The 14,453-nt window shown below is 65.9% G+C and carries 13 protein-coding genes; 5 read left to right on the forward strand and 8 right to left on the reverse strand.

Annotation, left to right across the window (positions count from 1 at the left end):
* Positions 1–88 precede the first annotated feature (88 nt).
* Entirely contained in the window at positions 89–649 is a 561-nt protein-coding gene (locus SBP02_RS12835; protein ID WP_318642164.1) for a chalcone isomerase family protein, read from the forward strand.
* A gap of 65 nt (positions 650–714) precedes the next feature.
* On the opposite strand, the gene SBP02_RS12840 is transcribed toward SBP02_RS12835, so the two are convergent.
* Positions 715–2,181 (reverse strand): glyceraldehyde-3-phosphate dehydrogenase, encoded by a 1,467-nt coding sequence (locus tag SBP02_RS12840; RefSeq protein ID WP_318642165.1) that lies wholly within the window; start codon positions 2,179–2,181, stop codon positions 715–717.
* Positions 2,182–2,312: 131 nt separating this feature from the next.
* Here SBP02_RS12840 and mfd point away from each other — a divergent pair, with 131 nt between their 5' ends.
* A complete protein-coding gene (gene mfd / locus SBP02_RS12845; protein ID WP_318642166.1) occupies positions 2,313–5,765 on the forward strand; it encodes a transcription-repair coupling factor in 3,453 nt (1,150 codons plus the stop codon).
* 10 nt (positions 5,766–5,775) lie between these two features.
* Positions 5,776–6,312 (forward strand): CsiV family protein, encoded by a 537-nt coding sequence (locus SBP02_RS12850; RefSeq protein WP_318642167.1) that lies wholly within the window; start codon positions 5,776–5,778, stop codon positions 6,310–6,312.
* 56 nt (positions 6,313–6,368) lie between these two features.
* Here the strand turns inward: SBP02_RS12850 and SBP02_RS12855 are convergent, their stop codons facing one another.
* The 4 genes from SBP02_RS12855 to SBP02_RS12870 are packed head-to-tail and all read right to left on the reverse strand — an operon-like array spanning position 6,369 to position 9,417.
* Positions 6,369–7,106 carry an S-methyl-5'-thioinosine phosphorylase gene (locus SBP02_RS12855; RefSeq protein WP_318642168.1) on the reverse strand — a complete coding sequence of 246 codons (738 nt, stop codon included), beginning with the start codon at positions 7,104–7,106 and terminating at the stop codon, positions 6,369–6,371.
* Between the two features lie 10 nt (positions 7,107–7,116).
* Positions 7,117–8,115, reverse strand: coding sequence for a beta-N-acetylhexosaminidase (nagZ, locus tag SBP02_RS12860; RefSeq protein WP_318642169.1), 999 nt, complete (start codon positions 8,113–8,115; stop codon positions 7,117–7,119).
* A gap of 21 nt (positions 8,116–8,136) precedes the next feature.
* Complete coding sequence (locus SBP02_RS12865; RefSeq protein WP_318642170.1) at positions 8,137–8,661, reverse strand: L,D-transpeptidase; 525 nt, start codon at positions 8,659–8,661, stop codon at positions 8,137–8,139.
* A 48-nt stretch (positions 8,662–8,709) separates the two neighbouring features.
* Positions 8,710–9,417 carry a TetR/AcrR family transcriptional regulator gene (locus tag SBP02_RS12870; protein ID WP_318642171.1) on the reverse strand — a complete coding sequence of 236 codons (708 nt, stop codon included), beginning with the start codon at positions 9,415–9,417 and terminating at the stop codon, positions 8,710–8,712.
* Between the two features lie 267 nt (positions 9,418–9,684).
* On the opposite strand from SBP02_RS12870, the gene lexA reads away from it, so the two are divergent.
* Positions 9,685–10,293: a transcriptional repressor LexA gene (gene lexA, locus SBP02_RS12875; protein WP_318642172.1), complete on the forward strand. Its 609-nt coding sequence runs from the start codon at positions 9,685–9,687 to the stop codon at positions 10,291–10,293.
* A gap of 10 nt (positions 10,294–10,303) precedes the next feature.
* Entirely contained in the window at positions 10,304–10,756 is a 453-nt protein-coding gene (gene sulA / locus SBP02_RS12880) for an SOS-induced cell division inhibitor SulA (RefSeq protein WP_318642173.1), read from the forward strand.
* A gap of 125 nt (positions 10,757–10,881) precedes the next feature.
* Here sulA and SBP02_RS12885 read toward each other — a convergent pair whose 3' ends face one another.
* From SBP02_RS12885 to topA, 3 genes are all read right to left on the reverse strand, one after another.
* Positions 10,882–11,115 (reverse strand): hypothetical protein, encoded by a 234-nt coding sequence (locus tag SBP02_RS12885; RefSeq protein ID WP_318642174.1) that lies wholly within the window; start codon positions 11,113–11,115, stop codon positions 10,882–10,884.
* Between the two features lie 77 nt (positions 11,116–11,192).
* On the reverse strand, positions 11,193–11,711 hold the full coding sequence (locus tag SBP02_RS12890; RefSeq protein ID WP_318642175.1) for a DUF6586 family protein: 519 nt from the start codon (positions 11,709–11,711) through the stop codon (positions 11,193–11,195).
* Positions 11,712–11,780: 69 nt separating this feature from the next.
* Complete coding sequence (gene topA, locus SBP02_RS12895) at positions 11,781–14,390, reverse strand: type I DNA topoisomerase (protein WP_318642176.1); 2,610 nt, start codon at positions 14,388–14,390, stop codon at positions 11,781–11,783.
* Between the last annotated feature and the right edge of the window lie 63 nt (positions 14,391–14,453).

Genomic DNA, 14,453 nt, shown 5'->3' on the forward strand with positions numbered 1-14,453 from the left:
TTTTCAGTCAAGTAGGCACAGCAGCGACAACTTGACGCAAGGGCCCGAAAGAGCGAAACAGGGGCATCGACCGCGCACCAACACCGCCATGCCCAGATCGCTGCCACTGCTCGTCCTACTCCTATCGAGCCTCCCCCTGCTGGCCGACGACAGTGAGCGCCTACGGGAGGCAAACTTTCCGGCGCAATATGCGCTCGACCGAACCCAGTTGGAACTGAAGAATCAGAGCGTACTCACCTACCTGTGGACCGACGCCTATGCCGCCGCACTCTATACCGCCCCCCGGATAAGCCCGCGCCAGGCACTCGCCGCGCGGCACAGCAAGCGCCTGGAGCTCTACTACTTTCGCGACATTGACCGCGAAGACGTGATAAAGGCCGCCTGGCGCATCTTGCGCAGGCAGCAGGACAGCGACTCGCTACGGCGCCTGCAACTGGAACTGGACGCCCTACACACCAACTTTCGGGACATCCGCCGCGGCGACCGTTACGCACTGAACTACGCAGCCGGCAGCGGCCTGAACCTGGAGCGCAACGGCGAGACCGTCTTTTTCAGCCGCAACACCGAACTGGCAGACGCCTACCTGGGCATCTGGCTGGCGCCCGACGGCCTGTCGGATACCCTGCGAAACCGCCTGCTGGCGGACTGAAGCGCCGACCCGGAAATGAAAAACGGGAGCCGAAGCTCCCGTTTTTTTACACGCCTGCCTAAGCCTTAGCCCGGAAAGGCCGGCGGGTTAACGCCCACCATGTCTTCCATCACGCGCACGACCTGGCAGCTGTAGCCGAACTCGTTGTCGTACCACACGTACAACACCACGCGATTGTCGTTGGCGATGGTCGCATCGGCATCCACCACACCGGCATGGCGCGAGCCGACGAAATCGGTCGACACCACTTCCTGGGAATTGACGAAGTCGATCTGCTTGTGCAGATCCGAGTGCAGCGCCATGTAGCGCAGGTACTCGTTGATCTCCTCGCGGCTGGCGGCCTTCTCCAGGTTGAGGTTGAGGATGGCCATGGACACGTTGGGCGTCGGCACGCGAATCGCGTTGCCGGTCAGCTTGCCCTTGAGCACCGGCAGCGCCTTGGCCGCGGCGGTGGCCGCACCGGTCTCGGTGATCACCATGTTCAGCGCGGCGCTGCGACCACGACGACTGCCCTTGTGGAAGTTGTCGATCAGGTTCTGGTCGTTGGTGTAGGAGTGCACGGTCTCGACGTGACCGTTGACGATGCCGTACTTGTCGTTGACCGCCTTGAGCACCGGCACGATGGCATTGGTGGTGCAGGATGCGGCCGAGACGATGCGGTCGTCGGCGGTGATGTCGCCATGGTTGATGCCATGCACGATATTCTTCAGCTCGCCCTTGCCCGGCGCGGTCAGCACCACGCGGTCGATACCCGGGCACTTGAGGTGCTGGCCCAGGCCCTCGGCATCGCGCCACTTGCCGGTGTTGTCGACCAGCAGGGCATCCTGGATGCCGTACTGGGTGTAGTCGATGGACGCCGGATCGTTGGAGTAGATGATCTGGATCAGGTTGCCGTTGGCGGTCAGGGTGTTGTTCGCCTCGTCGATGGTGATGGTGCCATCGAAGGGACCATGCACCGAGTCGCGGCGCAGCAGGCTGGCGCGCTTGACCAGGTCGTTCTCGGCACCCTTGCGCACGACGATGGCGCGCAGGCGCAGGCCATCGCCGCCACCGGTCTTCTCGATCAGGATGCGCGCCAGCAGGCGGCCGATGCGACCGAAACCATAGAGCACCACGTCGGTGCCCTTGCGCGCCACGGCATTCTGCTGCCCGGCCACGGAGCCCAGCTCGTCGCGCACGAACTGCTCGATGCCGCGACCGGCACCTTCCTGCAGGTACTTGGCCATCATCCGGCCCAGGTCCACGGAGGCGGCGCCCAGCTTGAGCTCGCACATGGTCTTGAGCATCGGGAAGGTGTCATGCACCGACAGTTCGGCATCGCCATCCAGGCGATGGCGGGCATAACGGTGGGCCTTGAGGATCTGGATGACGGAGCGATTGATCAGGCTACGGCCGTAGATCGAGGTGACCACGTTGTTGTTGCGGTAGAGCTGGCCAATCATCGGAATCATCGCTTCCGCAAGGGCTTCTCGATCGATCCACTCACCAAGACACTGGTCGGGCTTCTGAGTCACGGGCAGTACCTTCCACATGTAGGGGCTGAAAAAAGGGGCTACATTATGACGGCGCACGCAGGCATGAGCAATGCGCGCCTGTCGCGACTGACACGATACGCCCTGCCCCGCTACAATCGCCGGCCTTGTACCACGACCGTGAGCCGCCCGTGTCTTCACCGACCACGTCCGTACTGCGCCTGCCGCCCCTGCCGGCCTCCGCCGGAAAACAGCACTGGGGCAACCTACCCGGCGCCGCCCTGAGCCTGGCCATCGCCGAGGCCGCCAGCGCCGCCCGGCGCTTCACCCTGCTGCTGACCGCCGATAGCCAGAGCGCCGAGCGCCTGGAGCAGGAGCTGAGCTTCTTCGCCCCGACACTGCCGGTGCTGCACTTCCCCGACTGGGAAACCCTGCCCTACGACCTGTTCTCGCCGCACCAGGACATCATTTCCCAGCGCATCGCCGCGCTCTACCGCCTGCCGGAGCTCAAGCACGGCGTGCTGGTCGTGCCCATCACCACCGCCCTGCACCGCCTGGCGCCGACCAGCTTCCTGCTCGGCAGCAGCCTGGTGCTGGATGTGGGCCAGAAGCTCGATGTCGAGCAGATGCGCCTGCGCCTGGAGGCGGCCGGCTACCGCTGCGTCGACACCGTCTACGAGCACGGCGAGTTCGCCGTGCGCGGCGCGCTGATCGACCTGTTCCCCATGGGCAGCGAGCAGCCCTATCGCATCGACCTGTTCGACGACGAGATCGAGACCCTGCGCACCTTCGACCCGGAGACCCAGCGCTCGGTGGACAAGGTCGAGTCGATCAAGCTGCTGCCGGCCCGCGAATTTCCCCTGGAGAAGAAGGCCGTCACCGATTTCCGCGGGCGCTTTCGCGAGCGCTTCGACGTCGACTTCCGCCGCTGCCCGATCTACCAGGACCTGAGTACCGGCATCACCCCGGCCGGCATCGAGTACTACCTGCCGCTGTTCTTCGAGCAGACCGCGACTTTGTTCGACTACCTGCCCCAGGACACCCAGGTGTTCTCCCTGCCGGGGGTGGAGAAGGCCGCCGAGCACTTCTGGCAGGATGCCCGCAACCGCTTCGAGGAGCGCCGGGTCGACCCCGAGCGCCCGCTGCTGCCGCCGGCCGACATTTTCCTGCCGGTGGAGGACTGCTTCGCCCGTCTCAAGGACTGGCCGCGGGTGGTGGTCAGCCAGGACGACATCGAGCCCGGTGTCGGTCGCCAGCGCTTCGTCGCCCGGCCGCTGCCGGACCTGGCGATCCAGGCCAAGGCCAGCGAACCCCTGGCAGCGCTGCGCCGCTTCATCGAGGAGCACCCGGGGCGGGTGCTGTTCTGCGCAGAATCGGCGGGACGCCGCGAAGTGCTGCTGGAACTGCTCGCGCGCCTCAAGCTCAAGCCCAGAACGGTCGAGGGCTGGGCCGAGTTCGGCGCCAGCGCCGAGCGCCTGGCCATCTGCATCGCCCCGCTGGACGAGGGCTTGCTGCTCGACGACCTGGCACTGATCGCCGAAAGCCCGCTGTTCGGCCAGCGGGTGATGCAGCGTCGCCGCCGGGAGAAGACCCGCGACGCCGGCGACAACGTGATCAAGAACCTCACCGAGCTGCGCGAAGGCGCGCCGGTGGTGCACATCGACCACGGCGTCGGCCGCTACCAGGGCCTGGTCACCCTGGAAATCGACGGCCAGAGCGCCGAGTTCCTCGCCCTGCAATACGCCGAGGAGGCCAAGCTCTACGTGCCGGTCGCCAGCCTGCACCTGATCGCCCGTTACACCGGCAGCGACGACGCCCTGGCGCCGCTGCACCGCCTCGGCTCGGAGACCTGGCAGAAGGCCAAGCGCAAGGCCGCCGAACAGGTGCGCGATGTCGCCGCCGAGCTGCTGGATATCTACGCCCGCCGCGCCGCCCGCGAAGGCTTCGCCTTCAGCGACCCACAGCTCGACTACGTCACCTTCAGCGCCGGCTTTCCCTTCGAGGAAACCCCGGACCAGCAGGCCGCCATCGATGCGGTGCGCGAAGACATGCTGGCGGGCAAGCCGATGGACCGCCTGGTCTGCGGCGACGTCGGCTTCGGCAAGACCGAGGTGGCCATGCGCGCCGCCTTTATCGCCGTGCACAGCGGCAAGCAGGTCGCGGTGCTGGTACCCACCACCCTGCTGGCCCAGCAGCACTACAACAGCTTCCGCGACCGCTTCGCCGACTGGCCGGTGAAGGTCGAGGTGATGAGCCGCTTCAAGAGCGCCAAGGAAGTCGGCGAGGCCATGGCCCAGCTGGCCGAGGGCAAGGTCGACATCGTCATCGGCACCCACAAGCTCCTTCAGGACGACGTCAAGTTCGCCAACCTGGGCCTGGTGATCATCGACGAGGAGCACCGTTTCGGCGTGCGCCAAAAGGAGCAGCTCAAGGCCCTGCGCAGCGAGGTGGATATCCTCACGCTCACGGCGACCCCCATTCCGAGAACGCTGAACATGGCGGTCTCCGGCATGCGCGACCTGTCGATCATCGCCACCCCGCCGGCGCGCCGTCTGTCGGTGCGCACCTTCGTCATGGAGCAGAACAACCCGACCATCAAGGAGGCGCTGCTGCGCGAGCTGCTGCGCGGCGGCCAGGTCTACTACCTGCACAACGACGTGAAGACCATCGAGAAGTGCGCCGCCGACCTGGCCGAGCTGGTACCCGAGGCGCGCATCGGCATCGGCCACGGACAGATGCGCGAACGCGAGCTGGAACAGGTGATGAGCGACTTCTACCACAAGCGCTTCAACGTGCTGATCGCCTCGACCATCATCGAGACCGGCATCGACGTGCCCAGCGCCAACACCATCATCATCGAGCGCGCCGACAAGTTCGGCCTGGCCCAGCTGCACCAGTTGCGCGGCCGGGTCGGCCGCAGCCACCACCAGGCCTACGCCTACCTGCTGACGCCGCCGCGCAAGCAGGTGACCGACGACGCGCAGAAACGCCTGGAGGCCATCGCCAATGCCCAGGACCTGGGCGCCGGCTTCGTCCTGGCCACCCACGACCTGGAAATCCGCGGCGCCGGCGAACTGCTCGGCGACGGCCAGAGCGGGCAGATCCAGGCGGTGGGCTTCACCCTCTACATGGAGATGCTGGAAAGAGCCGTCAAGGCCATCCGCAAGGGCGAGCAGCCCAACCTGGAGCAGCCGCTCGGCGGTGGCCCGGAGATCAATCTGCGGGTGCCGGCGCTGATTCCCGAGGACTACCTGCCGGACGTGCACGCGCGCCTGATCCTCTACAAGCGCATCGCCTCGGCCGCCGACGAGGACGGCCTGAAGGAGCTGCAGGTGGAGATGATCGACCGCTTCGGCCTGCTCCCGGAGCCGACCAAGAACCTGGTGCGCCTGACCCTGCTCAAGCTGCGGGCCGAGACCCTGGGCATCAAGAAGGTCGACGCCGGCCCCCAGGGCGGGCGTGTCGAGTTCGCTGCGGACACCTGCGTCGACCCGCTGACCCTGATCAAGCTGATCCAGAGCGCGCCGACCCGCTACAAGTTCGAAGGCGCCACCCTGTTCAGGTTCCAGGTGCCGATGGAGCGCCCGGAACAACGTTTCAATACCCTGGAAGCGCTCTTCGAGCGTCTGATCCCCGCCGCTTAAGGACTGAACCATGCGCGCACTCCGCACCCTGGCCCTGCTGCCGCTCACCCTGCTCATGCTGCTCGCCACCCCGACCTTCGCCGAAGGCCTGTACCAGGTCGAGGTCATCGTCTTCCGTCAGGCCGGCGAGCCGGTACCCGCCAGCCAGCCAGCCCCGGACGACTGGGCCCGGGATGCTCAGCCCATCGACGCCGGCAGCGAACGCGGCACCACGCTGAACAGCGAGGCCAGCAGACTCAACCCCGGCAACGGCTATCAGGTGCTGCTGCACAGGGCCTGGTCGCAGCACCTCTCCGGCACCCCCAGCCGGGTAGCGCTGAGTACCGGCAGCGAGCAGTTCGGCCACTTCCCGGTGGAGGGCACCCTGAGCCTCAAGCAGGCCCGCTTCATCGACGTGGAGGCCGACCTCTGGATCAACAGCTTCGACGCCAGCGGGCTGCTTTCCGGCAGCGAGCGCCTCAAGCAGGACAGCCGCCTGAAGAGCGGCGAGCTGACCTTCCTGGACCACGGCAGCCTCGGCCTGCTGATTCGCGTCAAACCGCTGTAACCCGACGCCACGAAAAAGGGCCGCGCGATGCGGCCCTTTTTCATCCAGTCGCCGGTTTACCCGGCCAGCACCCGCGCCAGCACCGCCTTGACCTGGCCCATCCCCTCGTCCAGCGCCCGCTCGATCTCGGCCATGGTGATCAGCGCAGTGGACTTGCCGGCCGCCGGGTTGACCACCAGCGACAGGCAGGCATAGGGCAGCGACAACTCGCGCGCCAGCACCGTCTCGGGCATCCCGGTCATGCCGACGATGTCGCAGCCGTCGCGCTCCATGCGGGCGATCTCCGCCACGGTCTCCAGCCGCGGCCCCTGGGTGCAGCCGTAGACGCCGTGACCGCTGAAGGCGCACCCCTCGGCCGCCAGGGCGCCGCACAGCTTGTCGCGCAGGGTCGCATCGTAGGGATGGCTGAAGTCCACATGGGTGACATGCTCGAGCTCGCCCTCGTAGAAGGTGTGGGCGCGCCCGGAGGTGTAGTCGATGACCTGATGCGGCACGCAGAAGTGCCCGGTACCCATGGCCGGATGGATGCCGCCCACCGCGTTCACCGCGATGATCGCCTGGGCACCGGCCTCCTTCAGCGCCCAGAGATTGGCGCGGTAGTTGACCTGGTGCGGCGGGATGCGATGCGGATGGCCGTGGCGGGCGAGGAACAGCACCTCGCGCCCGGCGTACTCGCCGCGCAGCACCGGTGCCGAAGGCTGGCCGTAGGGCGAATCGAGGTTCAGGGCCGACTTGATGGTCAGACCATCCAGTTGGGTCAAGCCGGTACCGCCGATAATGGCGTAAACAGTCATCACATCGTCCTCAATCTATAAGTTGGGCGGCACGCAGCGCGGCCAGAGCCTGCAGCCAGCGCGGGTCCTGGCGATACTCGGTCCCCGGAAAGGCCCGGCGGCGCATGCCCGCCAGCCCCGCCGGCGCGCTGACCTTGAGGCGCTGCAGGGCGCTCAGGGCCAGCTCCGCAGCGGCCCGGTCATTGCACACCAGGCCCATGTCGCAGCCCGCCGCCAGCGCCGCCTCGATGCGCCCGGCGGCATCGCCGGCGACATGGGCGCCGGCCATGGACAGGTCATCGCTGAAGATCACCCCGGCAAATTTCAGCTCGCCGCGCAGGATGTCCTGCAGCCAGCGCCGCGAGAAGCCCGCCGGCTGGCTGTCGACCTGGGGATAGATGACATGGGCCGGCATTACCGCGGCCAGTTGACCGCTGAGACGGGCAAAGGGCTGCAGGTCGCTGGCGCGAATATCCTGCAGGCTGCGCTCATCAACCGGAATCGCCACATGGGAGTCGGCCTCGGCCCAGCCATGGCCGGGGAAATGCTTGCCGGTAGCGGCCATACCCGCCGTCGCCATGCCGCGGATGAAGGCGCCGGCAAGCATGGCAGCGCACCGGGCATCGCCCTCGAAGGCGCGGCTGCCGACCACCGCGCTACGCTGGTGATCGAGATCCAGCACCGGGGCGAAGCTCAGATCCAAGCCGGCGGCCAGCACCTCGGTGGCCATGACCCAGCCGCACTGCTCGGCCAGCGCCTCGGCATTGTGATTGTCGGCCACCGCGCGCATCGCCGGCAGACGCACGAAACCCTGGCGTAGGCGCTGCACGCGCCCGCCCTCCTGATCCACCGCCAGCAGCAGATCGGGGCGCAGGGCGCGAACCGCCGCACACAGCTCCCGCACCTGGCGCGGGTGTTCGATATTGCGCGCGAACAGAATCAGCCCGCCCACCTCGGGCTGGCGCAACAGGTGACGGTCCTCGGCGGTCAGCCAGGTGCCGTCGATATCCAGCATCAGCGAACCTTGCATGCTTGAACTCACTAGAAATCCTTAATTGAGGGGAGCCGCCGCCCAGTCCGGACAAGCCGCCTCCTCGATGCGCACCGCACAGTTGAACGGCACCCGCGGGAACAGCTCGACCAGATCCGCATTGCGCAGGCGTATGCAACCATGGGAACGCGGCTCGCCCATCGGCTCGCTGTCCGGGGTGCCGTGCAGGTAGATATAGCGGCGGAAGGTATCCACGACGCCGAGCCTGTTGCGCCCCGGCTCGCAGCCACTGAGCCAGAGGATGCGGCTGAGAATCCAGTCGCGCTCGGGGAAGCGCACGGCCAACTCGGCCGACCACAGCTCGCCGGTCCAGCGCCGCCCGCGCAACACGGCGCCCAGTGGCAGCCCCTCACCGATCTTCGCTCGGACCCGGTGCAGCCCCCGCGGGGTACAGCCGGAGCCGTTGAGCTCGCCGGGACCGTTGAGCGCCGTGGAAACCGGCAGACGCAGCAACAGCTGCCCGTCGGCAAAGCCGTACAGGCACTGGTCGGCGAGGGAGATATGCAGAAGATCGAGAGCGCGCATGGGCGGCTAGCTTAGCGGATCACACCCGCCACGCCCACCCGCTGCGTATCAAACCTTGGCGGATGCGGCCGTGCCCTTGACTCGCGGTTTGTGCTGCGCCGTAGCCAGAGCTTCGTCGGCCAGCCCACTTTCAGCGCGCATGCCCGCCGCCAGGAACGGCACCATCAGGCGCATCACCTGCTCGATCGAGGTATTCACCCCGAAATCGGTCTCGGCCATGGCCCGCAGGGCCTTGATCCCGGACATGCTGAATGCCGCCGCGCCGAGCATGAAATGCACCCGCCAGAACAGCTCCAGTGGCGGAATACGCGGTGCGGCCTCGTGCACCAGGAGCATGTAACGGCGAAAGACCTTGCCGTACACCTCTTCCAGATACTTGCGCAGATGGCCCTGACTCTGGCTGAACGCCAAGCCCAACAAGCGCATGAAGATCGACAGATCGTTGCCACTGCGCGGCTTCACGGCCAGGGCCTGCTCGACCAGCAGTTCGAGCAGCTCCTCCAGGCTGGCCTTGCCCTCGGGCTTGGCCTGGCGTCGATCGAGTTCGCGCTCGAGACTGACGCAGAACGGCCCGAGAAAGCGCGAGAAGACCGCCTGGATAAGGGCCTTCTTCGAGCCGAAATGGTAGTTGACGGCCGCCAGGTTGACCCCGGCCTTGCTGGTGATCAGCCGCAGCGAGGTCTCGGCGAAGCCCTTCTCCGCGAACAGCTGCTCCGCGGCATCGAGAATGCGTTCAACGGTTTCCGACTGAGCCATGACCTTGCACCTGACAAACACTTGTTTGAAACATACGTTTCATACCGCCTCCTTGTCAAGCCGCACGAGCCGCCTTTCGGCCGACCAGTCACACTGCACGATAGCGAGCCCGGACAGCAGAACAAGACGCACGGAATGAAAGCCAAGTAACAAGCAGTCCTCAACAAAGTGCAAGGCCGAATCCGGACCGGGGCGAAAAAGGTGGATTGCCAAGTCGCCTGCACTGTATATAATCCCAGTCACTGTATAAAAAAACAGAGCCCAGACATGCTGAAACTGACGCCGCGGCAAACAGAGATTCTCGCCTTCATCAAGCAGTGCCTCGAAGACAACGGCTATCCGCCGACTCGCGCGGAAATCGCCCAGGCGCTCGGCTTCAAATCACCCAACGCCGCCGAAGAGCACCTCAAGGCCCTGGCCCGCAAGGGCGCCATCGAGATGACTCCGGGCGCCTCCCGCGGCATTCGCATACCCGGCTTCGAACCGAGCGGAGAAGAGGAAGGCCTGCCGGTCATCGGCCGGGTCGCGGCCGGCGCTCCCATTCTGGCACAGCAGCATGTGGAAGAATCCTGCCGCATCAATCCGGAGTTCTTCCACCCCCGCGCCGACTACCTGTTGCGCGTGCGCGGCATGAGCATGAAGGACATCGGCATCTTCGACGGCGACCTGCTCGCCGTGCACACCACCCGCGAGGCCCGCAACGGCCAAGTGGTAGTGGCCCGCCTCGATGACGAGGTCACGGTCAAGCGCTTCAAGCGCGATGGCAACAAAGTTTGGCTGCTCGCCGAGAATCCCGAATTCGCCCCGATCGAGGTGAATCTGGAAGAGCAGGAGCTGGTCATCGAAGGCCTGAGTGTCGGCGTCATTCGCCGCTAGAGGAGCACCTATGCAGTCCCCGCAGCCGCTGAACCGAAGCCAACTCCCCCTGTTCGATGCCTTTCTCGCCGCGCCGGCCTCGGCACTGCTGGCCGAGACGGAACCCGAGGCGTTCAGCGAACTATCGCTGCGCGGCGCTGCCGGACACTGCCTGAGCCTGCTCGCCCCCATCCTGCGGGAACTGAGCGAGAACCATGATGCACGCTGGCTGACGCTGATCGCCCCACCCCGCTCCCTGACACAAGGCTGGCTGCGCGATGCGGGACTTAACCGCGAACGTATCCTGATTTTGCAGCCGGGTGACAGGCGCAGCGCCCTGCAACTGGCCGAGGAAGCCTTGGCGCTGGGGCGCAGCCATACGGTGGTCAGCTGGTTGCATCCGCTGGAGCGGCAGGCCCGACGGCGGCTCGAACAGGCCGCTCGGCAAGGCCGGGCACAGAGCCTGAATATCAGCCTGGGCTAGAGAAAAGTAGCGAAAAGCGCCGGAGCCGAGCTAGAGAGCAGTCCTGGCCTGGAAGCGGCAAGCACGCTATTGCATGCGGGAGCATGGTCGGCAGCCATGCCGAGAACGATGCGCCCCGAGACACCTCAGTGCAGCACGCGCGCCTCTTGCTCATGCTGGAAGTCGCCCTCGGCCAAGCGGCCGGCCATCTGCACGCCCACGTTCAACATCGCCTTGGCCACCTCGACGTGCTGCCCCTGTAGGAAGGCCTTGGCATCGGAAGAGAAATCCAGCACCACCAGCGCCTCCTCATCCTCCGCTCGACGCAGGGCTATGCGCCCATCGGGCAATTCGACAATTTCCAGAAAGGATGTAGACATTGGTTCGGCTCTCCACGTAAGGCCGGCATTGTAACAGCCGGCCAGGCTTCACCCTAGCCCGCCCATCCAGAGCCGCCTCACCACTCGGTGAGCGACTCGCGAAAGCGTTGTGCCAGCACCTTGAGCTGCTGACGCCAGGCCTCGAGTGTCTCCCTCGCCAGCGGCGGCTCTTCGCGGTCCAGGCTGACCGCCTCGATCAGCGGCGCAGCCGGATCGACCTTGGCCTTCTGTTCGCCCTGGGGGGGCTGGAACAGCCCGGCGTAGGCCCGCAACAGCTGCGCCAGCCAGGTCTCCGGCTGCTGCGCCAACTCGACCAGCTCGGCCAGTTCGGGACTCGGCGCCGCCTCCAGTACCGCGCGGCTGAGCAACTGCTCGGCACGCGGCGCGGTGCGCTCCGGCAAGCGGTAATAGCCGGCGATTTCGTGACACAGCCCCAGCAGCGCCCCATACAGGTGAAACAGGACCGCCTCACGCTCGGCCTGAATCAGTGCCTGAGCGTTCAGCGCCCGCCCCTCTTGCGCCTGGCGCCAGGACTCCAGCGACAGGCCGGCGTAAAAGATCTTCTGGTTGGTACGGGTATAGAGTTCATTGGCCATCGAAACGCCCTCCACGACTTACCCGATCACTATACGCGCGCCCGCAGCTCGCCGGCGCGCGCAGAATGATCAGCGCTTGTCTTCCACTTTCCACTTGCCGCCGTCATAGAAGGCACGCCAGCCCGTGGGCTTGCCCTCGACCTCGGACTGCACGTACTGCTCCTTGGTCTTGCGGCTGTAACGAATCACCGCGGGGCGACCTTCCGGGTCTTTCTTCGGTGCCTCGAGCAGGAAGTGGTACTTCGGGTCGATCTCGTCCTTGTGCGGAATCAGCTCCAGCACCAGCGGCGCGCGGGTCTCGCGGTTCTTCGGAAACTGACTGGCGGCGAGGAACAGACCCGACGCCCCGTCCCGCAGCACGTAGGTGTCGTTGACCTTCTCGCACTTGAGCTCCGGCATCTTCACCGCATCCATCTTGGGCGGTGCCGGTTCGCCGCTCTTGAGCAGCTTGCGGGTGTTCTTGCATTCGCTGTTGGTGCAACCGAAGAACTTGCCGAAGCGCCCGGTCTTGAGCTGCATCTGGCTGCCGCACTTGTCGCACTCCAGGCTCGGCCCCTCGTAGCCCTTGATGCGGTACTGGCCCTGCTCGATCTCATAGCCCGAGCAGTCCGGATTATTGCCGCAGACATGCAGTTTGCGTGTCTCGTCGATCAAGTAGGCATCCATGGCGGTGCCGCACTTCTGGCAACGATGCTTGCCGAGCAGCACCCGGGATTCGGACTCGCCCTCGTCGTCCGCGGCGATCTCATCGCCCGGGATCAGGTTGATGGTCGACTTGCAACGCTCCTTCGGCGGCAGGCTGTAACCCGAGCAGCCGAGGAACACGCCGGTCGAGGCGGTGCGAATCATCATCGGTCGACCACACTCGCGGCAGGCGATGTCGGTCGGGGTCGGCAGGTTGGCGCGCATGCCGCTGTCGCTGGCCTCGGCCACCTCCAGCTTGCCCTTGAAGTCGCCATAGAATTCGTCGAGCAGATGCTTCCACTCGCGCTCGCCCTGGGCGACATCGTCCAGGTGCTCCTCCATACCGGCGGTGAAGCCGTAGTCCATCAGATTGGCGAAGCTCTCGGACAGGCGCTCGGTGACGATCTCGCCCATCTTCTCCGAGTAGAAGCGGCGGTTGTGCAGGGCGACGTAGCCGCGGTCCTGGATGGTCGAGATGATCGCCGCGTAGGTCGAAGGCCGGCCGATGCCGCGCTTCTCCATCTCCTTGACCAGGCTGGCCTCGGAATAACGTGCCGGCGGCTTGGTGAAGTGCTGGCTGGGATCGAGCTTGAGCAGCTCGAGCGACTCGCCCTGGCTCATCTCCGGCAGCACACCGTCCTCGCCCGGCTTGCTCTGCTGCGGCATCGCCCGGGTGTAACCGTCGAACTTGAGGATGCGTCCCTTGGCCCGCAGCTCGAACTGCGCCGCGGTCACGGTGACCGTGGTCGACAGGTACTCGGCCGGCGGCATCTGACAGGCGACGAACTGGCGCCAGATCAGCTCGTAGAGACGCTCGGCATCGCGCTCCATACCGGACAGCTGGGTCGGCTTGAGGTTGACGTCGGACGGGCGAATCGCCTCGTGCGCTTCCTGGGCGCCCTCCTTGCTGCTGTAGAGGTTGGGCTTGGCCGGCAGGTACTGCTTGCCGAACTCGTTCTCGATAAAGTCACGCACCATGCTCACGGCATCGGCCGAGAGGTTGGTCGAGTCGGTACGCATATAGGTGATGTAGCCGGCCTCGTAGAGGCGCTGGGCCATCATCATGGTCTTCTTCACGCCGAAGCCCAGGCGATTGCTCGCCGCCTGCTGCAGGGTCGAGGTGATGAAGGGCGCCGACGGCTTGCTGCTGGTCGGCTTGTCCTCGCGCTTGGCGACGCTGTAGCTGGACGCCTTGAGCGTGGCCAGGGCCGCCATGGCCTGGGCTTCGTTCAACGGCTTGAAGGCGGCGCCGTTCTCCCGGGCCACCTCGAAACGCACGCTGTCGCCCTTGGCCGTGCCCAGGTCGGCGTGCACTTCCCAGTACTCTTCCGGGACGAAGGCGCGGATCTCCTTCTCCCGCTCGACCACCAGCTTCACCGCCACCGACTGCACGCGGCCGGCGGACAGGCCGCGGGCGATCTTCGCCCACAGCAGCGGCGAAACCATATAGCCCACCACGCGGTCGAGGAAGCGCCGCGCCTGCTGGGCATTGACCCGGTTGATATCCAGCTCGCCCGGCTCGGCGAAGGCCTCCTGGATCGCCTTCTTGGTGATCTCGTTGAACACCACGCGCTTGTAACGGCTGTCGTCGCCGCCGATGGACTCGCGCAGGTGCCAGGCGATGGCCTCCCCCTCGCGATCCAAGTCGGTCGCCAGATAGATGGTGTCGGCTTCCTTGGCCAGGCGCCGCAGCTCATCGACCACCTTCTCCTTGCCGGGCAGGATCTCGTACTTGGCCTTCCAGCCCTGTTCCGGGTCGACACCCATGCGGGCGAACAGCTGGCGCTTGGCCTTTTCCTTGGGTGACAGCGCCGGCGCTTCGCCTGCCGCAGCCTTGCCGCGCTTGGCCGGCTCCTTCGCCGCGCTCGCCGAGCCACTGGTGGGCAGGTCACGGATATGGCCGATGCTCGACTTCACCACGTACTGGCTGCCCAGATACTTGTTGATGGTCTTGGCCTTGGCCGGGGATTCCACGATGACCAGCGATTTACCCATGGATCAGAAAATTCCTGAATGCGAAAGAATGAAAGGCGGGAGGCGCCTCACGCGGCACCGCTA

Origin of the sequence: Pseudomonas benzenivorans (genome assembly GCF_033547155.1) — a bacterium.
Taxonomy (GTDB): domain Bacteria; phylum Pseudomonadota; class Gammaproteobacteria; order Pseudomonadales; family Pseudomonadaceae; genus Aquipseudomonas; species Aquipseudomonas benzenivorans_B.

What these genes read in the sequence shown, in the direction of transcription:
- SBP02_RS12835 (WP_318642164.1), top strand. Translation starts at nt 89, where the DNA reads ATGCCCAGATCGCTGCCACTGCTCGTCCTACTCCTATCGAGCCTCCCC.
- SBP02_RS12840 (WP_318642165.1), bottom strand. Translation starts at nt 2,181, where the DNA reads ATGTGGAAGGTACTGCCCGTGACTCAGAAGCCCGACCAGTGTCTTGGT.
- SBP02_RS12850 (WP_318642167.1), top strand. Translation starts at nt 5,776, where the DNA reads ATGCGCGCACTCCGCACCCTGGCCCTGCTGCCGCTCACCCTGCTCATG.
- SBP02_RS12855 (WP_318642168.1), bottom strand. Translation starts at nt 7,106, where the DNA reads ATGACTGTTTACGCCATTATCGGCGGTACCGGCTTGACCCAACTGGAT.
- nagZ (WP_318642169.1), bottom strand. Translation starts at nt 8,115, where the DNA reads ATGCAAGGTTCGCTGATGCTGGATATCGACGGCACCTGGCTGACCGCC.
- SBP02_RS12865 (WP_318642170.1), bottom strand. Translation starts at nt 8,661, where the DNA reads ATGCGCGCTCTCGATCTTCTGCATATCTCCCTCGCCGACCAGTGCCTG.
- SBP02_RS12870 (WP_318642171.1), bottom strand. Translation starts at nt 9,417, where the DNA reads ATGGCTCAGTCGGAAACCGTTGAACGCATTCTCGATGCCGCGGAGCAG.
- lexA (WP_318642172.1), top strand. Translation starts at nt 9,685, where the DNA reads ATGCTGAAACTGACGCCGCGGCAAACAGAGATTCTCGCCTTCATCAAG.
- sulA (WP_318642173.1), top strand. Translation starts at nt 10,304, where the DNA reads ATGCAGTCCCCGCAGCCGCTGAACCGAAGCCAACTCCCCCTGTTCGAT.
- SBP02_RS12885 (WP_318642174.1), bottom strand. Translation starts at nt 11,115, where the DNA reads ATGTCTACATCCTTTCTGGAAATTGTCGAATTGCCCGATGGGCGCATA.
- SBP02_RS12890 (WP_318642175.1), bottom strand. Translation starts at nt 11,711, where the DNA reads ATGGCCAATGAACTCTATACCCGTACCAACCAGAAGATCTTTTACGCC.
- topA (WP_318642176.1), bottom strand. Translation starts at nt 14,390, where the DNA reads ATGGGTAAATCGCTGGTCATCGTGGAATCCCCGGCCAAGGCCAAGACC.